The sequence below is a fragment of the Kitasatospora sp. NPDC089797 genome, from assembly GCF_040684795.1.
GTDB lineage: Bacteria > Actinomycetota > Actinomycetes > Streptomycetales > Streptomycetaceae > Kitasatospora.
Window position 1 is genome coordinate 58,718 of sequence record NZ_JBFBGS010000016.1, and the last position, 20,054, is coordinate 78,771.

Consider the following 20,054-nt stretch of genomic DNA (forward strand, 5'->3'; position numbering starts at 1 on the left):
GTCCGTGCGCGGCGGCCGTCAGCGGCGCAGCGGCCTCGCGCCGTCAGTGCGCGGCGGCCTCCCAGTTCGCGCCGACGCCGACGGACACGTCCAGCGGGGCGCGCAGCGGGTAGGCGCCGGCCATCTGCTCGCGGACGATCGCCTCGACCGGCTCGCGCTCGCCCGGGGCCAGTTCCAGCACGATTTCGTCGTGGACCTGGAGCAGCATCCGGGAGGTGAGCCCGGCCGCGCGCAGCGCCTCGTCCACCCGCAGCATGGCGATCTTGACGATGTCGGCGGCCGAGCCCTGGATCGGGGCGTTGAGGGCCATCCGCTCGGCCATCTCGCGGCGCTGGCGGTTGTCGCTGTTGAGGTCCGGCAGGTAGCGGCGGCGGCCGAGCAGGGTCTCGGTGTAGCCCGTGGCCCGCGCCTCCTCGACGACCCGGTGCAGGTAGTCGCGCACGCCGCCGAAGCGCTCGAAGTAGGTGTCCATCAGGCCCTGGGCCTCGGCGGGCTTGATGTTGAGCTGCTGCGAGAGCCCGTAGGCGGAGAGCCCGTACGCGAGGCCGTAGGACATCGCCTTGATCTTCCGCCGCATCTCGGCGTCGACGGCGGCGCCGGGGACCTCGAAGACCTGGGAGGCGACGGTGGTGTGGAGGTCCTCGCCGGAGGCGAAGGCCTCCAACAGCGCCTCGTCCTCGGAGAGGTGGGCCATGATCCGCAGTTCGATCTGCGAGTAGTCGGCGGTGAGCAGCGACTCGTAGCCGGTGCCGACGACGAAGGCGCGGCGGATGGCGCGGCCCTCCTCCGTCCGGACCGGGATGTTCTGCAGGTTCGGGTCCTGCGAGGAGAGCCGGCCGGTGGCGGCGACCATCTGGTTGAAGGTGGTGTGGATCCGGCCCTGCGGCGAGACGGTCTTGAGCAGGCCCTCGACGGTGGTGCGCAGCTTGGCCTGGTCGCGGTGGCGCAGCAGGATGACCGGCAGTTCGTTGTCGGTCTGGGTGGCCAGCCAGGTGAGGGCGTCGGCGTCCGTGGTGTAGCCGGTCTTGATCTTCTTGGTCTTGGGGAGGGCGAGTTCGCCGAACAGGATCTCCTGCAGCTGCTTGGGCGAGCCGAGGTTGAACTCGCGGCCGGCGGCGGCGTGGGCCTCCTCGACGCAGCGCTGGATCTCGGCGGCGAACTGCGCCTCCAGCTTGGTGAGCCAGTCGCGGTCGGCGGCGATGCCGTAGCGCTCCATCCGGGCGAGCAGCGCGGCGATGGGCAGTTCCATGTCGTGCAGCAGCCCGGCGGCGCCGACCTCGGCGAGGCGGGTGTCGAAGAGCGCGGCGAGGTCGAGCACGGCGCGGGCCTGGAGCATCAGCGCCTGGGCGCGGGCCGCCCCGGCGTCGACGTCGTCGCCCTCCTCCGGGGCGTCGAAGGCGAGTTGGCCGCTCTCGGCGACGGGGGCCGGGGTGAGCGAGCGGGCCAGGTACTCCTCGGCGAGCACCTCCAGGGTGAAGGTGCGGCGGCCGGGCTTCTCCAGGTAGGCGGCGAGCGCGGTGTCGGCGACGACGCCGTCGATCGTCCAGCCGCGCTCGGCGAAGGCGCGCATGACCTGCTTGGCGATGTGCAGGGCCTTGGGGGCGGCCGGGTCGGCGAGCCAGTCGGCGAAGGCCCGTTCGTCCTCCTCGGCGAGCAGCGCCGGGTCGAACCAGGCGGCCGTCTCCCCGGCGGCGAGGGCGACTTCGGTGACCTCGCCGGTGCCGAGGGCCCACTGGTAGACGGCGGCCAGCGCGACCGGCTTCTTGGCGTCGGCGGCGTGCTCGCGCAGCCAGGCGGCCAGCGTGCCCGGGTCGGTGAGCAGTTCGCCGTCGACCTCGATGCCGGGGGCGAGCTCGGCGGCCTCCTCGGCGCCCGCGGACGGGTCGATGCCGAAGACCCGGTCGCGGAAGTTGGCGTTGCGGAACTCCAGCGACTCCATCAGGGTGCCGACGGCGGCCTTGTCGAAGGACCGGCGGGCCAGGTCGGGGACGCCGAGCGGGAGTTCGACGTCGCGGACCAGTTCGGTGAGCACCCGGTTGCGCTTGACCGAGTCGAGGTGGTCGCGCAGCTTCTCGCCGATCTTGCCCTTCACCTCGTCGGCGCGGGCGACGAGTTCGTCGAAGGAGCCGAACTGGTTGACCCACTTGGCGGCGGTCTTCTCGCCGACGCCGGGGATGCCGGGCAGGTTGTCGGACGGGTCGCCGCGCAGGGCCGCGAGGTCGGGGTACTGGCGCGGGGTGACGCCGTACTTCTCGGTGACCTTCTCCGGGGTGAAGCGGGTGAGCTCGGAGACGCCCTTGGTGGGGTAGAGCACCGTGACGTGGTCGGTGACCAGTTGGAGCGAGTCGCGGTCGCCGGTGACGATGTCGACGTCGTAGCCGGCCGCCTCGGCGGCGGTGGCGAGGGTGGCGATGATGTCGTCGGCCTCGAAGCCCTCGACCGTCATCCGGGGGATGTGCATGGCGTCGAGCAGTTCGCCGATCAGGCCGATCTGGCTGCGGAACTCGTCGGGCGTCTTGGCCCGGTTGGCCTTGTAGTCGGGGAACTCGGCGGAGCGGAAGGTCTGCCGGGAGAGGTCGAAGGCGACGGCGAGGTGGGTGGGCTGCTCGTCCCGGACGGTGTTGGCGAGCATCGAGGCGAAGCCGTAGACCGCGTTGGTGGGCTGGCCGGTGGAGGTGTTGAAGTTCTCCACGGGCAGGGCGTAGAAGGCCCGGTAGGCCATCGAGTGCCCGTCGAGCAGCATCAGCCGGGGCCGCGGGCCGGCCCCGCCGCCACCCGTCGCGCCCTTGTCCGTACTCTGCGTAGCCACGTCAACGTCCGTTCCTGCCGATTCCACTACCGGCCCCCGATCCTATGGCCCGGCACCGACAAAAGGGGCGCCGCGCCGGTCCGGCCGGGCCCGCTACCAGTGAGTAGGACGGTCGTACGATCACAGGCAGCACGACGACGTGACACCCCCGAGCGGCAGGAGTTCCCCCGATGACCGACGCGGCCCCCGACACCGCCACCGGCACCGCCACCGGCACCGACAGCGCCACCGTCCTGAAGGTCCCGCAGGACGTGCTGGACCACTTCGCCAAGCTCGGGGTGGACCCGGGGACCTTCTCCGGCGGCCACCTCGGCGAGAAGCTCGGCATCCGGATCGTCGAAGCCTCCGGCGACCGCGTGGTCGGCACCATGCCGGTGGAGGGAAACCAGCAGCCGTACGGGCTGCTGCACGGCGGCGCCTCGGCGGCGCTGGCCGAGACGCTCGGCTCGATCGGCGCGATGCTGCACGCCGGCCCGGGCCGGTACGCGGTGGGCGTGGACCTCAACGCCACCCACCACCGTTCGGCCACCTCCGGCCTGGTCACCGGGGTGGCGACGGCGGTGTTCCGGGGCCGCACGGCCGCCACCTACGAGATCGCGATCACCGACGACACCGGCAAGCGGATCACCAGCTGCCGGCTGACCTGCATGCTGCGCGACCTGTAACGGGCCGAGCGCCGGGCCGACGGGCCGGCCGACCGACGGGCCGATCAGCCGTCCAACCGGCCGGCCAACCGGCCGACGGGCACCGGCAGTTCGACCACAGGGACATCAAGTCCCTTTCCCGCCCCCTTGTTTGACCATCCGCCCCGCTGGGCAGGCGTTGGTCTGGACAAGGGGGCGTCGGCATGCCCGGACGCGCTCCCGGGCGAGCCCCGGGGGTCACCGCACGGCAGGCCCTCCCTACCCCCGCGCCTGTAACGCTGCGTAACAGGCAAGAAATCCCGCAGGTGGCGGTTCCGGGACCCTCAGACACCCCGGAGCCCCTCCGTCACGCCCACTCTGTCCGCAATGCGGACGCTCACGGCCGAAAGCAGCGCACCGGACACTGGTGTCCGATTATCGACGATGCCAGCTGCAACCCGCATTTCTGGGCCTTACATCGCGCCACCAGCAAGTAAACGCCCGGTAGCGCTGGCTCGGTCGAGCCGGAACGACCACATGGTGAGACGATTAATACGTGTGCTCATAACAAGAGAATCACAGCCTGCTCGCACCACTGCCCGAGTCGCCCAACGACATCTAGAGTCACGGCCAGTCACCGCGCCATCCGGAATGGGCCACGCCCTCCGCGCACCCCGGCTCCCGCCACTCAGGCGCGGGCGCCTCCTGAACCGAAGGGGACCCTCGTGCGTCACCGTTCAGCAGTTGTCGTGAGCATTGCCGTGATCGGCGCCCTCAGCCTCACCGCCTGCGGCTCCCGCGGCGGGAAGTCCGGCGACAACGCCGGCGGCAAGGACAACAACAGCGCCACCACCACCGTCGTGATCGGCGTCGACGCCCCGCTCACCGGCGACCTCTCCGCCCTCGGCCTCGGCATCCGCAACTCCGTGGACCTCGCCGTCAAGAACGCCAACGCCACCAACGAGGTCCCCGGCGTCAAGTTCGAGGTCAAGGCCCTCGACGACACCGGCAAGCCCGCCCCCGGCCAGCAGAACGCCACCCAGCTGGTCGCCGACGACAAGGTCCTCGGCGTCGTCGGCCCCCTCAACTCCAGCGTCGCGCAGTCGATGCAGCAGATCTTCGACGACAAGAACCTGGTCGAGGTCTCCCCCGCCAACACCGGCGTCGCCCTCAGCCAGGGCGAGAAGTGGGCCAGCGGCGACAAGAAGCGCCCCTTCAAGTCCTACTTCCGCACCGCCACCACCGACGCCGTCCAGGGCCCCTTCGCCGCCCAGTTCCTCTACAACGACGCCAAGAAGACCAAGGTCTTCCTGATCGACGACCAGAAGACCTACGGCGCCGGCCTCGCCTCCACCTTCAAGGGCGAGTTCACCAAGCTCGGCGGCACCCTCGCCGGCCAGGAGCACGTCAACCCCGACGACCGCGACTTCTCCGCCATCGTCACCAAGGTCAAGGCCTCCGGCGCCGACGCCGTCTACTACGGCGGCGAGTACCCCGCGGCCGGCCCGCTCTCCCTCCAGCTCAAGGACGCCGGCGTCAACATCCCCCTGATGGGCGGCGACGGCATCCAGAGCGGCGACTACATCAAGCTCAACCCCAAGGGCCAGGGCGACTTCGCCACCGCCGTCGGCCTCCCCGTCGAATCCCTCGACACCGCCAAGAAGTTCATCGCCGACTACGCCAAGGCCGGCTACAAGGACGCCTACGAGACCTACGGCGGCTACTCCTACGACAGCGCCTGGGCCATCATCGAGGCCGTCAAGAACGTCGTCCAGGCCAACAACGGCAAGCTCCCCAGCGGCGACGTCCGCACCGCCGTCCGCGACGCCGTGCAGAAGGTCACCTTCGACGGCGTCACCGGCAAGGTCTCCTTCGACGAGTTCGGCGACACCACCAACAAGCAGCTCACCGTCTACACCGTCAAGGACGGCAAGTGGGCCGTGGAGAAGTCCGGCACCTTCAACGGCTGACGCCCCCGAGAGCCGACGCCCCGACGGCCGACCCGCCCACGGGCCGACGCCCCCCCGGCACCCGGCACCGGCACCACCCGCGCGGGGGCACCACGAGTGCCCCCGCGCGCCCCCACATCCACCACCCACGCGGACACCCCGAACGCACTACGGAGGCCCAGCGGTGCACGACCTACCGCAGCAGCTGGCCAACGGCCTGATCCTCGGCGCCCTCTACGGACTCGTCGCGATCGGCTACACGATGGTCTACGGCATCGTCCAGCTCATCAACTTCGCCCACGGCGAGATCGTCATGGTCGGCGGCTTCGGCGCCCTGACCGCCTACCTCGCCCTCCCCGGCGGCACCACCCTGTGGCTGGCCCTACCCCTCATGCTGATCGCCGGCATCCTGGTCTCCACCCTCACCGCCGTCGCCGCCGAGCGCTTCGCCTACCGGCCCCTGCGCAACGCCCCCCGGCTCGCCCCGCTGATCACCGCGATCGGGCTGTCCATCTTCCTCCAGCAACTGGTCTTCTCCTTCTACCCCGACGCCAAGAAGGCCAGGGTCTTCCCCAAGATCCCCGGCGACCCCTTCAGCCTCGGCTCCGTCACCATCCAGCGCAGCGACCTCTTCCTGATCGTCGCCGCCCCGCTCTGCATGCTCGCCCTCGGCTGGTTCGTCACCCGCACCCGCTCCGGCCGCGCCATGCAGGCCACCAGCCAGGACCCGGACACCGCCAAGCTGATGGGCATCGACACCGACCGCATCATCGTCCTGGCCTTCGCCATCGGCGCCGCGTTCGCCGCCGTCGCCGCCGTCGCCTACGGACTGCGCACCGGCCAGATCGACTTCCGGATGGGCTTCATCCTCGGCCTCAAGGCCTTCACCGCCGCCGTCCTCGGCGGCATCGGCAACATCTACGGCGCCATGCTCGGCGGCCTCGCCCTCGGCCTCGCCGAAACCCTCGCCACCGCCTACATCCAGCACCTGCCCGGCATGCACCTCTTCGGAGGCGGCGCCTGGAAGGACGTCTGGGCCTTCGTACTCCTCATCCTCGTGCTCCTCGTCCGGCCCCAGGGCCTGCTCGGCGAGCGCGTCTCGGACAGGGCGTGACCACCATGACCACCACCAGCACCGAGACCACCCCGGTCATCCCCCTGCCCCGCCCCGCCGCCACCGCCCTCACCGGCCTCGGCGCCCTCGCCACCGCCCTCTCCGCCACCATGTCCTGGACCTGGACCAGCGACTTCCCCGGCGACCTCACCTACTACGGCTCCCCGGCCGGCCTCCAGTGGCTCGCCGTCGCCGCCGGCGTCCTCACCCTCGCCCTGCTGCTCGCCACCCTCGGCACCCCCGGCCTGCGCTGGGCCGCCCCCACCCGCAGCAACAACGCCGTGCTCTACGCCGCCACCGGCGCCCTCGCCGTCGCCGTCTACGCCGTCACCGCGATCTCCGTCGAACTCGGCGGCCTCGCCAACCTCGACCCCGGCGGCTGGGTCCTCGCCGCCGGCGGCCTGCTCGGCGTCCTCGGCGCCCTCGGCCTCCCCCTCGACCGACGCACCGCCGTCCCCCTGCGGGTCCTCGACAAGCGGCTCTTCCTGCTCCTGCCCGCCGCCCCCGTCGGCTGGTTCGCGGCCCACGCCATCCCCGGCGACCAACCCGTCGCCCCGGTGATGACCGCCCTCTCCGCCGCCCTCGCCATCGCCGCCGGCGCCGTCCTGCTGCTCCAACTCGGCCACCTCGGCAACACCGGGCTGCGCCTCGGGAAGACCGACCGCCCGCTGCCCGCGCCGCGCGAACTCCCCTCCTGGGCCGAGGTCCTGCTGATCGTCCTGGCCTTCGGACTCGGCCTGTACGCGATCACCTTCGGCATCGACACCGAGTACGGCGAACTCTTCATCGGCTACCTGCTGCTGGCCGGCCCCGCCGTCGCCGCGATCGCCAGGTCCGGCCTGCTCGGCCGGCTGCGCGCCCTGACCGTCAAGTACCGCCCGGTCACCACCGGCGCCGCCTTCGCCGCCGCCGCGAGCTTCCCGTTCACCCAGAGCAGCGACCAGTACACCTCGGTCGCCACCAACATCCTGATCTTCGCCACCGTCGCCCTCGGCCTCAACATCGTCGTCGGCCTGGCCGGCCTGCTCGACCTCGGGTACGTCGCCTTCCTCGGCGTCGGCGCCTACGCCGCCGCCCTGGTCTCCGGCTCCCCCGCCTCGCCCCTCCAGGTCCAGTTCCCGTTCTGGGCCGCGATGCTGACCGGCGCCGTCGTCTCCATGGTCTTCGGCGTCCTGATCGGCGCCCCCACCCTGCGGCTGCGCGGCGACTACCTCGCCATCGTCACCCTCGGCTTCGGCGAGATCTTCCGCATCACCATGCTCAACCTCAACGGCACCACCGGCCCCAAGGTCACCAACGGCTCCAACGGCATCCCGCGCATCCCCGACCTGGAGATCCTCGGCTTCGACCTCGGCAAGACCCACACCGTCGGCGGCATCGAGCTCGGCCGGTTCTCCAACTACTACCTGCTGATGCTGGTGGTCACCGCCGTCGTCGTGCTGGTCTTCGCCCGGGTCGGCAACTCCCGCATCGGCCGCGCCTGGGTCGCCATCCGCGAGGACGAGACCGCCGCCGAGGCCATGGGCATCAACGGCTTCCGGCTCAAGCTGCTCGCCTTCGCCCTCGGCGCCTGCCTGGCCGGCCTGGCCGGCACCGTCCAGGCCCACGTCAGCTACACCGTCACCCCCGACCAGTACACCTTCGCCGACGCCCTGCCGCCCAACTCCGCCTTCCTGCTCGCCGCCGTCATCCTCGGCGGCATGGGCACCATCAGCGGCCCGCTGGCCGGCGCCACCCTGCTCTTCCTGATCCCGAAGAAGCTGGAGTTCCTCTCCGACTACCAGCTCCTCGCCTTCGGCGCCGTCCTGATCATCCTGATGCGGGTCCGCCCCGAAGGACTCATCCCCAACCGGCGCCGCCAACTGGAGTTCCACGAGGCCGACATCCCGGCCCAGCCCACCGGCGGCGACGCCGCACTCACCAAGGCAGGGGCGTGACCACCCCGATGACCACCGCAGCGAACCCCCTGCTCGACGTCACCGGCGTCACCATGCGCTTCGGCGGCCTCACCGCCGTCAACGACGTCTCCCTCACCGTCGGCGAGGGCGAGATCATCGGCCTGATCGGCCCCAACGGCGCCGGCAAGACCACCTTCTTCAACTGCCTCACCGGCCTGTACGTCCCCACCGAGGGCAGCGTCCGCTACCGCGGCACCGTCCTGCCGCCCAAACCCCACCTGGTCACCCAGGCCGGCATCGCCCGCACCTTCCAGAACATCCGGCTCTTCGCCAACATGACCGTCCTGGAGAACGTCCTCGTCGGCCGGCACAGCCGCACCAAGGAAGGCATCTTCACCGCCATCCTCCGCGGCCCCCGCTACCACCGCGCCGAGGCCGAGAGCCGCGAGAAGGCCATGGAACTCCTCGCCTTCACCGGCCTCGCCGAGAAGGCCGACCACCTCGCCCGCAACCTCCCCTACGGCGAGCAGCGCAAGCTGGAGATCGCCCGCGCCCTCGCCTCCGACCCCGGCCTGCTGCTGCTCGACGAACCCACCGCCGGCATGAACCCCCAGGAGACCAGGGCCGCCGAGGAACTCGTCTTCGCCATCCGGGACCGCGGCGTCTCCGTCCTCGTCATCGAGCACGACATGCGCTTCATCTTCAACCTCTGCGACCGGACCGCCGTCCTCGTCCAGGGCCGGAAGATCGTCGAGGGCGACCGCGAGACCGTCCAGAACGACGAACGCGTCATCACCGCCTACCTCGGCGCCCCGCTCGAAGGCACCACCCCCGCAACACCGGAGGACACCCAGTGACCGCGCTCCTCGAGGTCCAGGACCTCCGCGTCGCCTACGGCAAGATCGAGGCCGTCAAGGGCATCGGCTTCACCGTCGAGCGGGGCGAGGTCACCACCCTCATCGGCACCAACGGCGCCGGCAAGACCACCACCCTGCGCACCCTCTCCGGCCTCCTCCGGCCCACCGCCGGCCGGATCACCTTCGACGGCCAGGACCTCTCGACCGTCCCCGCCCACCGGATCGTCGCCCTCGGCCTCGCCCACTCCCCCGAAGGCCGGCACATCTTCCCCCGGATGACCATCGAGGAGAACCTCCTCCTCGGCGCCTTCCTGCGCTCCGACACCCCCGGCATCACCGCGGACATCGAACGCGCCTACACCCTCTTCCCCATCCTCGGCGAACGCCGCACCCAGGCCGCCGGCACCCTCTCCGGCGGCGAACAGCAGATGCTCGCCATGGGCCGGGCCCTGATGTCCCGGCCCCAGCTGCTGATGCTGGACGAGCCCTCGATGGGCCTCTCCCCGCTGATGATGCAGAAGATCATGTCCACCATCCTCGAACTCAAGGCCTCCGGCACCACCATCCTGCTCGTCGAGCAGAACGCCCAGGCCGCGCTGTCGCTCTCCGACCGCGGCTACGTCATGGAGACCGGCCGGATCGTCCTCTCCGGGACGGGCGCCGACCTGCTCCACGACGAGTCGGTCCGCAAGGCCTACCTCGGCGAGGACTGACCCCCCGTACGCGCGAGGGGCCCGGCAGCTCCCTGCCGGGCCCCTCGCGCGTACGTCCACTACTCCGGCTTGTCGGCCTCTTCCGCCTTCTTGCGGTCCTGGGCCTCGCCCTCCTCGATGACCGCCTCGGCCACCGCCGCCATCGTCATCCGCCGGTCCATCGAGGTCTTCTGGATCCACCGGAACGCCGCCGGCTCGTTCAGCCCGAACTTGGTCTGCAGCACGCCCTTGGCGCGGTCCACCAGCTTCCGGGTCTCCAGCCGCTGGGTGAGATCCCCGATCTCCTTCTCCAGCTCCCGCATCTCGGTGTACCGCGACACCGCCATCTCGATCGCCGGCACCAGGTCCGACTTGGAGAACGGCTTCACGATGTACGCCATCGCGCCCGCGTCCCGGGCCCGGTCCACCAGCTCCCGCTGCGAGAACGCGGTCAGCATCAGCACCGGCGCCAGGTGCTGCTCGTGGATCCGCTCCGCGGCCGACAGCCCGTCCAGCACCGGCATCTTCACGTCGAAGATCGCCAGGTCCGGCTTCAGCTCCTCCACGAGGCGCACCGCCGTCTCCCCGTCCCCCGCTTCACCGACGACGACGTACCCCTCCTCCTCCAGCATCTCCTTCAGGTCGAGGCGGATCAACGCCTCGTCCTCGGCGATCACGATCCGGGTGATCTGGGGCGATTCGGTCTCAAGCGGCTGTGCCTGCTCGTCGGCGGTGCTCACGGGGCTCCTAGTTCCGGCGGGGTACTGCATGCACGAGGGTACCTAGACACGGTATGTTTGAACTCAGCAGGGTCGGGGGCCAACCTTCGAATCTGCGGATGCCTCGGTAGTCCAGCGGAAGAGACACGCCGCTCAAACCGGCGCCAGCGTGGGTTCGAATCCCACCCGAGGCACTTTTCCTTCGATTGCAAAGTCACTTAGGTCAGCCTAACTATTGGCGATCTTCGTCAGTTCGGGTGAAAACAATCCCGTTCGCCTGCACGCTCGGCGCAGGCTGCCGACGATCATCCGTATGGCAGTTCGATCCATTCGAGAAGAAGCCGTCCTGCTCCTTCGCCAGGGCGCCCGCAACCGAGACGTCTCCCTTCAGCTCGGGGTCCCCGTCGGCACCGTCTCGTGGTGGAAGTACCAGGACCGCACCAAGCACGGAGACTTCCCCACCCCTGAGCGCACGACCACCTGCTTCCGGTGCTACGCGGACGAAGTCAACCGCCCGGCCTACGCCTACCTGCTCGGCGCATACCTGGGCGACGGCCACATCACTCACTCGAAGCTGTGTCGAACGCAGAGCTCGTTCATCACCTGCGACGACAAATGGCCGGGGGTCATGGATACCATCGAGCAGGCCATGCGCCAGGTGTTTCCGAAGAACAACACCTATCGACTTCAGCGACCTGGCTGTCACAACGTCAAGCTCCACTCCATGCACCTGACCTGCCACTTTCCGCAACACGGCCCCGGCAAGAAGCACGAGCGCGTGATAGCCCTGGAGCCCTGGCAGCAGGAGATCGTCGACGCCCACCCCTGGGAGTTCCTGCGCGGCCTGATCCACTCCGACGGCTGCCGCATCACCAACTGGGCGACCCGCACCGTCGACGGCGTCGTCCACCGCCACGAGTACCCGCGCTACTTCTTCACCAACACCTCAGCCGACATCATCGGCCTCTTCACCGCCACCCTCGACGCCGTCGGCGTCCAGTGGAAGGCCTCGATCCCCCGCCCCACCGGCCAGGTCAACATCTCCGTCGCCCGCAAGGACTCCGTCGCTCTGATGGACGCCCACATCGGCCCCAAGTGCTGACAGTGCCGTGTACGACATGGCCACACGCCAGCACGCGGTCGACCTCCACGCATCCGGGCTGACCTTCAGCCAGGTCAGCCGTGCGACCGGCATCTCCCGCTACGCGATCCGCGAGTGGGCCTCCGGCGCGGTGCCCAGCTCCCGTATGACCGCCGAGTGCCCGGTCCGCGACGGCCGGCTCGACCCCTCGCGTCCCCGTGCCGACTACGCCTACCTGCTCGGGCTCTACCTCGGCGACGGCTGCCTCAGCGAAGGTCGCCGCGAGGTCTACGCCCTCCGTATCGCCTGCTGCGACGCCTGGCCCGGGCTCATCGACGAGTGCGAGCGGGCCGTCTCCGCCGTCATGCCGCACAACAAGGTGATGCGCGTCCATGCCCCCGGCTGCACCAGTGTCGTCAGCACCAGCAAGCACTGGCCCTGCCTCTTCCCCCAGCACGGCCCCGGCAAGAAGCACCTGCGCACCATAGCCCTGCAGCCCTGGCAGCAGCAGATCGTCGACGCCCACCCCTGGGAGTTCCTGCGCGGCCTGATCCACTCCGACGGCTGCCGCATCACCAACTGGGCGACCCGCACCGTCGACGGCGTCACGAAGCGCTACGAGTACCCGAGGTACTTCTTCACCAATACCTCGACCGACATCATCGGCCTCTTCACCTCCACCCTCGACGCCGTCGGCGTCCGGTGGAAGCCCGCCTCCCGCTCCAACGGCGGCTTCAACATCTCCGTCGCCCGCAAGGACTCCGTCGCCCTCATGGACGCCCGCATCGGCCCCAAGTACTGACGGCGGCGCGGCCCTTCCGCCCGGAAGGACCGCGCCGCCCGATGCCGCACCGCTCAGTCGTCCAGCGTCCCCACGTGGTGGACGCGGACGAGGTTGGTGGAGCCGGCCAGGCCGGGCGGGGAGCCGGCGGTGATGACGACGATGTCGCCCTTCTGGCAGCGGCCGAGCGACAGCAGGGCCGCGTCGACCTGTTCGACCATCTGGTCCGTGGTCGGGGCGAACGGGCCGAGGAAGGTCTCCACGCCCCAGGTGAGGGCGAGTTGGCTGCGCACCGCGGGTTCGTAGGTGAAGGCGAGCACCGGGATGGGCGAGCGGTAGCGGGTCAGCCGACGGGCGGTGTCGCCGGACTGGGTGAAGGCGATGAGGTACTTGGCGTGCAGGAAGTCGCCGATCTCGGCGGCCGCGCGGGCGACGGCGCCGCCCTGGGTCCGCGGCTTGTTGCCGGTGGTCAGCGGGGGCAGTCCGGCGGCCAGGATGTCGTTCTCGGCCGCTTCGACGATCCGGCCCATGGTCTTGACCGTCTCGACCGGGAACTTGCCGACCGAGGTCTCCCCGGAGAGCATCACCGCGTCCGTCCCGTCCAGCACCGCGTTGGCGACGTCGGAGGCCTCGGCGCGGGTCGGCCGGGAGGTGTTGATCATCGAGTCGAGCATCTGGGTGGCGACGATGACCGGCTTGGCGTTGCGCCTGGCCAGCTTGATCGCGCGCTTCTGGACGAGCGGGACCTGTTCGAGGGGCATCTCCACGCCCAGGTCCCCGCGGGCCACCATGATGCCGTCGAAGGCGTCCACGATGGATTCCAGGTTCTCGACCGCCTGCGGCTTCTCGATCTTGGCGATGACCGGGACGTGCCGCCCCTCCTCGGCCATCACCCGGTGCACGTCGTCGATGTCGCGCCCGCTGCGGACGAAGGAGAGCGCGATCAGGTCGGCGCCGGTGCGCAGCGCCCACCGCAGGTCGGCGACGTCCTTGTCGCTGAGTGCGGGGACGGAGACGGCGACGCCGGGGAGGTTGAGGCCCTTGTGGTCGGAGACGAGCCCGCCCTCGATGACGAGGCAGCGCACTCTCGGTCCGTCGACGGCGACGACCTCCAGGGTCACCCGCCCGTCGTCGACCAGGATGCGTTCGCCGCGGCTGACGTCGCCGGCGAGGCCGGCGTAGGTGGTGCCGCAGATGTCCTTGTCCCCCACGACGCCGTTGTCGGTGGAGATGGTGAACTCGTCGCCGCGTTCAAGGAGTACGGGCCCGTGGGCGAAGGTGTCGAGCCGGATCTTCGGGCCTTGGAGGTCGGCGAGGACGCCGACGCTCCGGCCGGTTTCGTCGGCGGCCTTGCGGACGCGACGGTAGCGTTCCTCGTGTTCGGCGTGGGTGCCGTGGCTGAGGTTGAATCGGGCGACGTCCATCCCGGCGTCGACCAGCGTCTTGATCTGGTCGTACGAGTCGGTGGCAGGCCCGAGGGTGCAGACGATTTTTGCTCGGCGCATACTGCTGAGGGTAGGCATTACCGGCGCGTAACCTCGACGCGGGTCCGGACTGCGGGATGACCGTTCCGGTAAGGCGAGTTGAACAATCTGACACATCCTCGGGCGGGTGTGCGACAGCCGCCCGCGGGCCGCTGCCGGCTCCCCGGCCGATGCGATTCCGTGAAACGGTGTTCACCCCCGGTTCACCGTCGCTTCCGTCCGTGCTCCCCGCCCGGCGGGACGCTCGTCACCCCCGGGTGTCGCACCCGGGGATGACGCAGCGACGAGGGGGAGGCGCTCGCGATGAGACGCGCTCTGGGGGTGCTCGCGGCCCTGGCCCTGCTGGGCGGGGTGACGTACGCACTGGTCCCGGATCCCGGGCCGGATCCGGTGAGGAAGCCCCTGCTCACGGTCACCGGACTGATCGGTTCGGAGAAGCGGGCGTTCTTCGAGGACGCCGAGGTGAAGAAGGAGTTGGCGGAGCAGGGCCTGGCCGTGCGCGCCGACTCGACCGGCTCGTGGACGATGAGCGAGCAGGCGAGGAAGAGCCAGGGCGACCTGGACTTCGCGTTCCCGGCGAGCACCGCGCCGGCCCGGGAGATCCAGCAGAACTGGGGGCAGCAGGACTCCCCGCTGGTGGCCTTCTACTCGCCGATGGTGGTGCTGACCCACGCCCCGGTGGCGGAGGTCCTGCGGCGCAAGGGCCTGGCGGCCCAGGACGACTCCTCGGGCGTCTGGACGTTCAAGATGGACGCGTACGTGGCGGCGCTGAAGCAGAACACCAAGTGGCAGGACCTCACGACCCCGCAGGACCCGGCCGACCTGTTCGGCCCGCTGTTCATCACCTCGACCGACCCGGAGACCTCCTCCTCGGGTGCGCTCTACGTCGCCCTGCTCGCCTACATCCTGAACGACCACCAGGTGGTGTCCGACGACGCGGGGGTGGACGCGTCCCGGCAGGTGCTGCGGCAGGCGATCGCGGTCCAGGGGGGCCAGAAGAGCAGCAGCGACGAGCCGTTCCGGGACTTCACCGCGGGCGTCGGCAACCCGCTGGTCTTCGGCTACGAGTCCCAGGTCGCCTCGCTGGCGGCGCAGGGCCAGCCGACCGGGGACTGGGTCGTGATGTACCCGGACCCGACGGTCTACTCCGACCACACCATCGTCGCCCGTGACGACAAGGGCCGGAAGCTGGCCTCCGCGCTGCTGGACGACGAGCGGCTGCGCGACCTGGAGACGAAGTTCGGCTTCCGCCCGCAGGCGAACCCGGACGCCCTCAACGACCGGCTGAAGGGCGCCAGGCAGCCGGTCTTCGCCCGGAACCTGGCGGCGGCGAAGGTGAAGCAGTGGACGGTGCCCTCGCTGCCCGTCCTGGTCAAGCTGACCGCCGCGGCGAAGGGGAGCACCAAGTGAACGTCCGTACCGGGCGCCGCGGTCGGGCCGCGGCGGTGCTGGTGGCCGTCCTGGCGGCGGTGGCCGCCTGCACCTCCTCACCGGCCCGGCCCCCGCAGCCGGACCCGACCGGCACGATCGCCGGGACGCCGCGCGCGGGGGTGCTGCGGGTGCTGGCCGGCAGCGAACTCCAGGACCTCCAGCCGGTCCTGGACGACGCCCGGAAGGCGACCGGGGTGACGGTGCAGCTGGCCTTCACCGGCACCCTGGACGGCGCGGACACCGTCTCCAAGGGCCAGGCGGACGGCAAGTACGACGCGGTCTGGTTCCCGTCCGACCAGTACCTGCGGCTGGACCCGGCCGGGAAGTCCAAGGTGCTGTCGGAGACGCCGGTGATGGTCTCGCCGGTGGCGGTCGGGGTGCGCACCTCGGTCCTCGACTCCCTGGGCTGGGGCGACGGTTCGAAGGTGACCTGGGCGCAGATCGGCGACGCGGCCGCGGCCGGGAAGCTGTCGTACGGGATGTCCGACCCGTCCCGCTCCAACTCCGGCTTCTCCGCCCTGGTCGCGGTGGCCTCGGCGTTCTCCGGGGCGGGGGCGGCGCTGACCGAGGCGGACGTGCGGAAGGCGACGCCGCAGTTGCGGCAGTTCTTCACCGGCCAGAAGCTGACCTCCGGCTCCTCGGGCTGGCTGGCGCAGGCGTACGCCCGGGCCGAGCCGGGCAAGGTCGGCGCCCTGGTGAACTACGAGTCGGTGCTGCTGTCGCTGAACCGGACCCTGCCGCCGGAGCAGCGGTTGACGGTGGTGCGCCCGGTGGACGGCGTGGTGTCGGCGGACTACCCGCTGTCGCTGCTGTCCTCGGCGCGGCCGGACGAGCGGGACTCCTTCCAGCGGCTGGCCGGCTACCTGCTGAAGCCGGACGTGCAGCAGCGGATCTCGGAGCTGACGCTGCGCCGCCCGGTGACGACCGGGGCGACCCCGGCGGCGGGGCTGCCCGCCGACCGGCGCCGTGAACTGCCGTTCCCGGGCAGCCGGGCGGTGGCGGACGGCCTGTTGGCCTCGTACCAGAACGAGCTGCGCCGCCCGTCCAGGACGGTGTACGTGCTGGACACCTCGGGTTCGATGGCCGGTGAGCGGCTGAGCTCGCTGCAGGCGGCGCTGGGCCGGCTGACCGGTACGGACGACACCCGCGGGGTGCGGCGGTTCCGGGACCGCGAGGAGGTGACGCTGATCTCCTTCGCCTCCGAGGTGAAGTGGACCAGGACGCACGTCGTCCCGGCCTCGGGGAGTTCCCCGGGCCCGGAGGAGGAGCTGGCCTCGATCGACAAGGACGTGCAGTCGTTGAAGGCCGAGGGCGGCACGGCGCTGTACGACTCGCTGGAGCAGGCGTACCGGGTGATCGAGGGGCAGCAGAAGGCGGCGGGCGACGACCGGTTCACCTCGATCGTGCTGATGACGGACGGGGAGAGCAACGAGGGCGCCAGCGACGCCGATTTCCGGCGCTTCCACGACGGGCTGCCGGCCGCGGAGAAGTCGATCCCGGTGTTCCCGATCAAGTTCGGCGAGGCGGCGGTGAGCCAGCTCCAGGGGATCGCGGACATCTCGGGCGGCAAGCTGTTCGACGGCGGCGGCGCCCTGGACGGGGTGTTCGAGGAGATCCGTGGCTACCAGTGACGGGTACGGCCGGCGGCTGCTGGAGTACCTGGAGTCGGCCCGGAACCTGGTCGGCTGCGGGGCCGGGGCGGTCGGGCTGGGGCTGCACTTCGCGGGTCTGGGCGGCGGCTGGTGGCCGGGGGTGGTGGCGGGGCTGTACGGGGCCGGTGCGCTGCTGACGCCCGGCCCGACGGGGAAGGGGGATCCGCCACCACCCCCACCACCCCCGCCGCCGCCACCTCCCCCGCCGCCACCGCGGGAGAACCCCGAGCTGGACCTGCTGGCCGGCTACCTGGACACCGTCCCGCTGCCGGCCTCGGCCGGGGTGGACGCCCTGCTGGCGGCGCTGCGCGAGGCCGGGCCGGGGCCGGCGGCCGACCCGGTCGTGCGGCACGGCCTGCCGGTGGCGGTGGACGGCTACCTGCGGGCCCGCACCTGGCTGCCGTGGGCGGGCCAGGACGCGCCGGACCCGGCCGGTGAGCTGGGCCGTGAGGTGAAGCAGCTGTCCGCCGGGCTGGACTGCGCGCCGGGGGCGGGGTGACGCCCGGGGGTGACGCCCGGGGGTGACGCCCGGGGGTGGCTTGCGGCGGGGGGCGGGTGGCCGGAAATCGGTCGTCCCGCCCCATACCACCCCTTCCTCCCCCCGCCCCGGTCACGAACGAGTCGCCAAGATCTCACCTGTTGGAAACGTCGGAGGGCTATCCAGCGGCCCGACCGGCACGGCACACTTCTACGCGCGTCCTTCTACGCGCGTCACCGCATCACCGGTGACGCCACCGGACCCAACACGTACATCAGTTGACGGCCCATCGGCCGTCGTTCCCACTCGGGAGAGTCGTCCATGTCGCTGAACCGCCGTGACTTCGTCACCCGGTCCGCCGCAACCGCCGCCGGTGCCGCCCTGGCCGGCGGAGCCGTCGTCGCCGCCGCCCCCGCCGCCGCGGCCGCCGAGCCGGACACCGCGGCCGCCAAGACCGGCAAGCGCAAGCCCCACCGCCAGGCCTTCACCGTCATGGGCACCACCGACCTGCACGGCCGGGTCCTCAACTGGGACTACTTCACCGACGCCGAGTACGTCGACAAGGCACACAACGCGGTCGGCCTCGCCAAGATCTCCACCCTGGCCAACCAGGTCCGCGAGGAGAAGGGCTGGGACCGCTGCCTGCTCATCGACTCGGGCGACATCATCCAGGGCACCCAGCTGACCTACTTCTACGCCCGGATCGAGCCGATCGCCACCGACGGCGACAACGTGCCGGACCACCCGATGGCCGTCGCCATGAACCTCATGGGCTACGACGCGGCCGCGCTCGGCAACCACGAGTTCAACTACGGCATCCCCACCGTGAAGGCCTTCGAGGACCAGCTGGAGTTCCCGCTGCTCGGCGCCAACGCGCTGCACGCGAAGAACGAGAAGCCGGCCTTCAAGCCGTACGTGATCAAGGAGGTGTGGCTGGACGAGGACACCCCGGTCAAGGTCGGCATCCTCGGCCTCACCAACCCGGGCATCGCGATCTGGGACAAGGCCAACGTCGCCGGCAAGATGGTCTTCCCGGGCATCGTCGAGACCGCCGCCAAGTACGTGCCCCGGATGAAGGCCGCCGGCGCGGACGTCATCGTGGTCTCCGCCCACTCCGGCATCGACGAGGCGACCACCTACGGCGACCAGCTGCCCTGGCCCGAGGACGCCTCCGGCGAGATGGCCGCCACCGTCCCGGACATCGACGCGGTGCTGGTGGGCCACACCCACAAGGAGGTCGCCCAGCGCCTCATCGTGAACAAGAAGACCGGCAGGACCGTGGTGCTCTCCGAGCCGCTGTGCTGGGGCCAGCGGCTGAGCTGCTTCGACTTCGAGGTCGAGTTCGCCGACGGCCGCTGGACGGTCGCCTCGGTCTCCTCCCGGGTGCTGAACTCCAACACCGTGCCGGAGAACCCGGAGATCAGCGACGCCATCGTCGGCCAGCACAAGAAGGTCGTCGCGTACGTCAACCAGAACATCGGCAACAGCAAGATCGAGCTGTCCATCGCCGACGCCCGGTTCAAGGCCACCCCGATCATCGACCTGATCGGCAAGGTCCAGGCCGACGCCGTGAAGGCCGCGCTGGCCGGCGGGCAGTACGCCAACCTCCCGGTGCTGGCCCAGGCCGCCCCGTTCAACCGCACCGCGCTGATCCCGTCCGGCCAGGTCAAGCTGCGCGACGCGGCCGGCCTGTACATCTACGAGAACACCCTGGAGGCCCGCATCCTGACGGGCGCCCAGCTCAAGGACTACCTGGAGTTCTCGGCCAAGTACTTCCACCAGCTCGCCGTGGGCGCCCCGGTCGACAAGGACGCGCTGACCAACGCCGAGGACACCCCGGACTACAACTACGACTCGGTCTACGGCCTGAGCTACGACATCGACGTCGCCCAGCCGAAGGGCAGCCGGATCCTCAACCTGAGCTTCCAGGGCAAGCCGATCGACCCGAACGCCCAGTTCGTCCTCGCGGTCAACAACTACCGCGCCAACGGCGGCGGCAACTTCCCGCACGTCGCCTCCGCCAAGGCGGTCTGGACGAACTCCGACGAGATCCGCAACACCATGATCGCCTGGGTCAAGGCCAAGGGCGTCATCGACCCCGCCGACTTCTTCACCGACTCCTGGCGCCTCGTCCGCGCCGGCCAGCCGGTCTTCTAGTCGCACTCCTTTCCCTGAAGGCCGTCTGCGCTCGCGCAGACGGCCTTCAGGCTGTTCCCGGTGGAAGAATGGAGCCGATCGACCCGCGCGAGGGCGACATCACCCTCTACTCCGAGCCCTCCGACAGCGGCTACCACCAGCAGTGGCAGGGCAAGTTCGGCGACCGGGTGCCGATCCCGGCCCCCTTCGACTTCGAGCTCAGCACCGACGGCCTGGTCCGGTACTCGGCCTGAGCCGCTCGCGGCGCGAGACGATCGGACATCCGGCGAAGACTTGGGGATATTCATCCGCTCTCCCGATCTCCCTACTGTTGAGCCCAGCGAACGGCC

Annotated in this window: 16 protein-coding genes and 1 tRNA gene; 14 read left to right on the forward strand and 3 right to left on the reverse strand. The window is 70.6% G+C overall.

Annotated features, from left to right (window positions below; all coding sequences use genetic code 11):
- Positions 1–43: 43 nt before the first annotated feature.
- Positions 44–2,743, reverse strand: coding sequence for a DNA polymerase I (polA, locus tag AB0O91_RS14910; protein WP_363432387.1), 2,700 nt, complete (start codon positions 2,741–2,743; stop codon positions 44–46).
- Between the two features lie 236 nt (positions 2,744–2,979).
- Between polA and AB0O91_RS14915 the strand changes: the two genes are divergently transcribed.
- The 6 genes from AB0O91_RS14915 (at position 2,980) to AB0O91_RS14940 (ending at position 9,963) form a co-directional block, all read left to right on the forward strand.
- Positions 2,980–3,474, forward strand: coding sequence for a hotdog fold thioesterase (locus AB0O91_RS14915; protein WP_363432153.1), 495 nt, complete (start codon positions 2,980–2,982; stop codon positions 3,472–3,474).
- Positions 3,475–4,157: 683 nt separating this feature from the next.
- Positions 4,158–5,402 carry a branched-chain amino acid ABC transporter substrate-binding protein gene (locus AB0O91_RS14920; protein ID WP_363432156.1) on the forward strand — a complete coding sequence of 415 codons (1,245 nt, stop codon included), beginning with the start codon at positions 4,158–4,160 and terminating at the stop codon, positions 5,400–5,402.
- Positions 5,403–5,565: 163 nt separating this feature from the next.
- The gene (locus AB0O91_RS14925; protein WP_363432159.1) at positions 5,566–6,495 is read left to right on the forward strand and encodes a branched-chain amino acid ABC transporter permease; all 930 of its coding nucleotides are present in this window, start codon (positions 5,566–5,568) and stop codon (positions 6,493–6,495) included.
- 5 nt (positions 6,496–6,500) lie between these two features.
- A complete protein-coding gene (locus AB0O91_RS14930; RefSeq protein WP_363432162.1) occupies positions 6,501–8,432 on the forward strand; it encodes a branched-chain amino acid ABC transporter permease in 1,932 nt (643 codons plus the stop codon).
- Between the two features lie 8 nt (positions 8,433–8,440).
- Positions 8,441–9,250, forward strand: coding sequence for an ABC transporter ATP-binding protein (locus AB0O91_RS14935; RefSeq protein ID WP_363432390.1), 810 nt, complete (start codon positions 8,441–8,443; stop codon positions 9,248–9,250).
- Entirely contained in the window at positions 9,247–9,963 is a 717-nt protein-coding gene (locus tag AB0O91_RS14940; RefSeq protein ID WP_363432164.1) for an ABC transporter ATP-binding protein, read from the forward strand. The genes AB0O91_RS14935 and AB0O91_RS14940 overlap by 4 nt, the downstream gene beginning before the upstream one ends.
- A gap of 59 nt (positions 9,964–10,022) precedes the next feature.
- Here AB0O91_RS14940 and AB0O91_RS14945 read toward each other — a convergent pair whose 3' ends face one another.
- The gene (locus AB0O91_RS14945) at positions 10,023–10,682 is read right to left on the reverse strand and encodes a response regulator (protein ID WP_363432167.1); all 660 of its coding nucleotides are present in this window, start codon (positions 10,680–10,682) and stop codon (positions 10,023–10,025) included.
- A 100-nt stretch (positions 10,683–10,782) separates the two neighbouring features.
- Between AB0O91_RS14945 and AB0O91_RS14950 the strand changes: the two genes are divergently transcribed.
- The 3 genes from AB0O91_RS14950 to AB0O91_RS14960 all read left to right on the forward strand — a co-directional run bounded on the left by AB0O91_RS14950 (position 10,783) and on the right by AB0O91_RS14960 (position 12,544).
- Positions 10,783–10,855, forward strand: a tRNA-Leu gene (locus tag AB0O91_RS14950).
- A gap of 119 nt (positions 10,856–10,974) precedes the next feature.
- On the forward strand, positions 10,975–11,763 hold the full coding sequence (locus AB0O91_RS14955; protein WP_363432169.1) for a helix-turn-helix domain-containing protein: 789 nt from the start codon (positions 10,975–10,977) through the stop codon (positions 11,761–11,763).
- 7 nt (positions 11,764–11,770) lie between these two features.
- Positions 11,771–12,544: a transcriptional regulator gene (locus tag AB0O91_RS14960; RefSeq protein ID WP_363432172.1), complete on the forward strand. Its 774-nt coding sequence runs from the start codon at positions 11,771–11,773 to the stop codon at positions 12,542–12,544.
- 53 nt (positions 12,545–12,597) lie between these two features.
- Here the strand turns inward: AB0O91_RS14960 and pyk are convergent, their stop codons facing one another.
- Entirely contained in the window at positions 12,598–14,028 is a 1,431-nt protein-coding gene (pyk, locus tag AB0O91_RS14965; RefSeq protein WP_363432174.1) for a pyruvate kinase, read from the reverse strand.
- A 282-nt stretch (positions 14,029–14,310) separates the two neighbouring features.
- Here pyk and AB0O91_RS14970 point away from each other — a divergent pair, with 282 nt between their 5' ends.
- From AB0O91_RS14970 to AB0O91_RS14990, 5 genes are all read left to right on the forward strand, one after another.
- A complete protein-coding gene (locus AB0O91_RS14970; protein ID WP_363432178.1) occupies positions 14,311–15,417 on the forward strand; it encodes a hypothetical protein in 1,107 nt (368 codons plus the stop codon).
- Entirely contained in the window at positions 15,414–17,069 is a 1,656-nt protein-coding gene (locus AB0O91_RS14975) for an extracellular solute-binding protein (RefSeq protein ID WP_363432180.1), read from the forward strand. The genes AB0O91_RS14970 and AB0O91_RS14975 overlap by 4 nt, the downstream gene beginning before the upstream one ends.
- Positions 17,056–17,589, forward strand: a complete 534-nt coding sequence (locus AB0O91_RS14980; protein WP_363432183.1) for a hypothetical protein — start codon at positions 17,056–17,058, stop codon at positions 17,587–17,589. Before AB0O91_RS14975 ends, AB0O91_RS14980 begins: the two co-directional genes overlap by 14 nt.
- Positions 17,590–17,889: 300 nt before the next feature.
- A complete protein-coding gene (locus AB0O91_RS14985) occupies positions 17,890–19,725 on the forward strand; it encodes a 5'-nucleotidase C-terminal domain-containing protein (protein ID WP_363432185.1) in 1,836 nt (611 codons plus the stop codon).
- 68 nt (positions 19,726–19,793) lie between these two features.
- Positions 19,794–19,958, forward strand: coding sequence for a hypothetical protein (locus AB0O91_RS14990; protein ID WP_363432186.1), 165 nt, complete (start codon positions 19,794–19,796; stop codon positions 19,956–19,958).
- The last annotated feature ends 96 nt before the right edge of the window (positions 19,959–20,054 follow it).

Coding starts and splice junctions, on each gene's coding strand:
- polA (WP_363432387.1), bottom strand. CDS start 2,743: ATGCTGCTCGACGGGCACTCGATGGCCTACCGGGCCTTCTACGCCCTG.
- AB0O91_RS14915 (WP_363432153.1), top strand. CDS start 2,980: ATGACCGACGCGGCCCCCGACACCGCCACCGGCACCGCCACCGGCACC.
- AB0O91_RS14930 (WP_363432162.1), top strand. CDS start 6,501: ATGACCACCACCAGCACCGAGACCACCCCGGTCATCCCCCTGCCCCGC.
- AB0O91_RS14935 (WP_363432390.1), top strand. CDS start 8,441: ATGACCACCGCAGCGAACCCCCTGCTCGACGTCACCGGCGTCACCATG.
- AB0O91_RS14955 (WP_363432169.1), top strand. CDS start 10,975: ATGGCAGTTCGATCCATTCGAGAAGAAGCCGTCCTGCTCCTTCGCCAG.
- pyk (WP_363432174.1), bottom strand. CDS start 14,028: ATGCGCCGAGCAAAAATCGTCTGCACCCTCGGGCCTGCCACCGACTCG.
- AB0O91_RS14970 (WP_363432178.1), top strand. CDS start 14,311: ATGAGACGCGCTCTGGGGGTGCTCGCGGCCCTGGCCCTGCTGGGCGGG.
- AB0O91_RS14985 (WP_363432185.1), top strand. CDS start 17,890: ATGTCGCTGAACCGCCGTGACTTCGTCACCCGGTCCGCCGCAACCGCC.
- AB0O91_RS14990 (WP_363432186.1), top strand. CDS start 19,794: ATGGAGCCGATCGACCCGCGCGAGGGCGACATCACCCTCTACTCCGAG.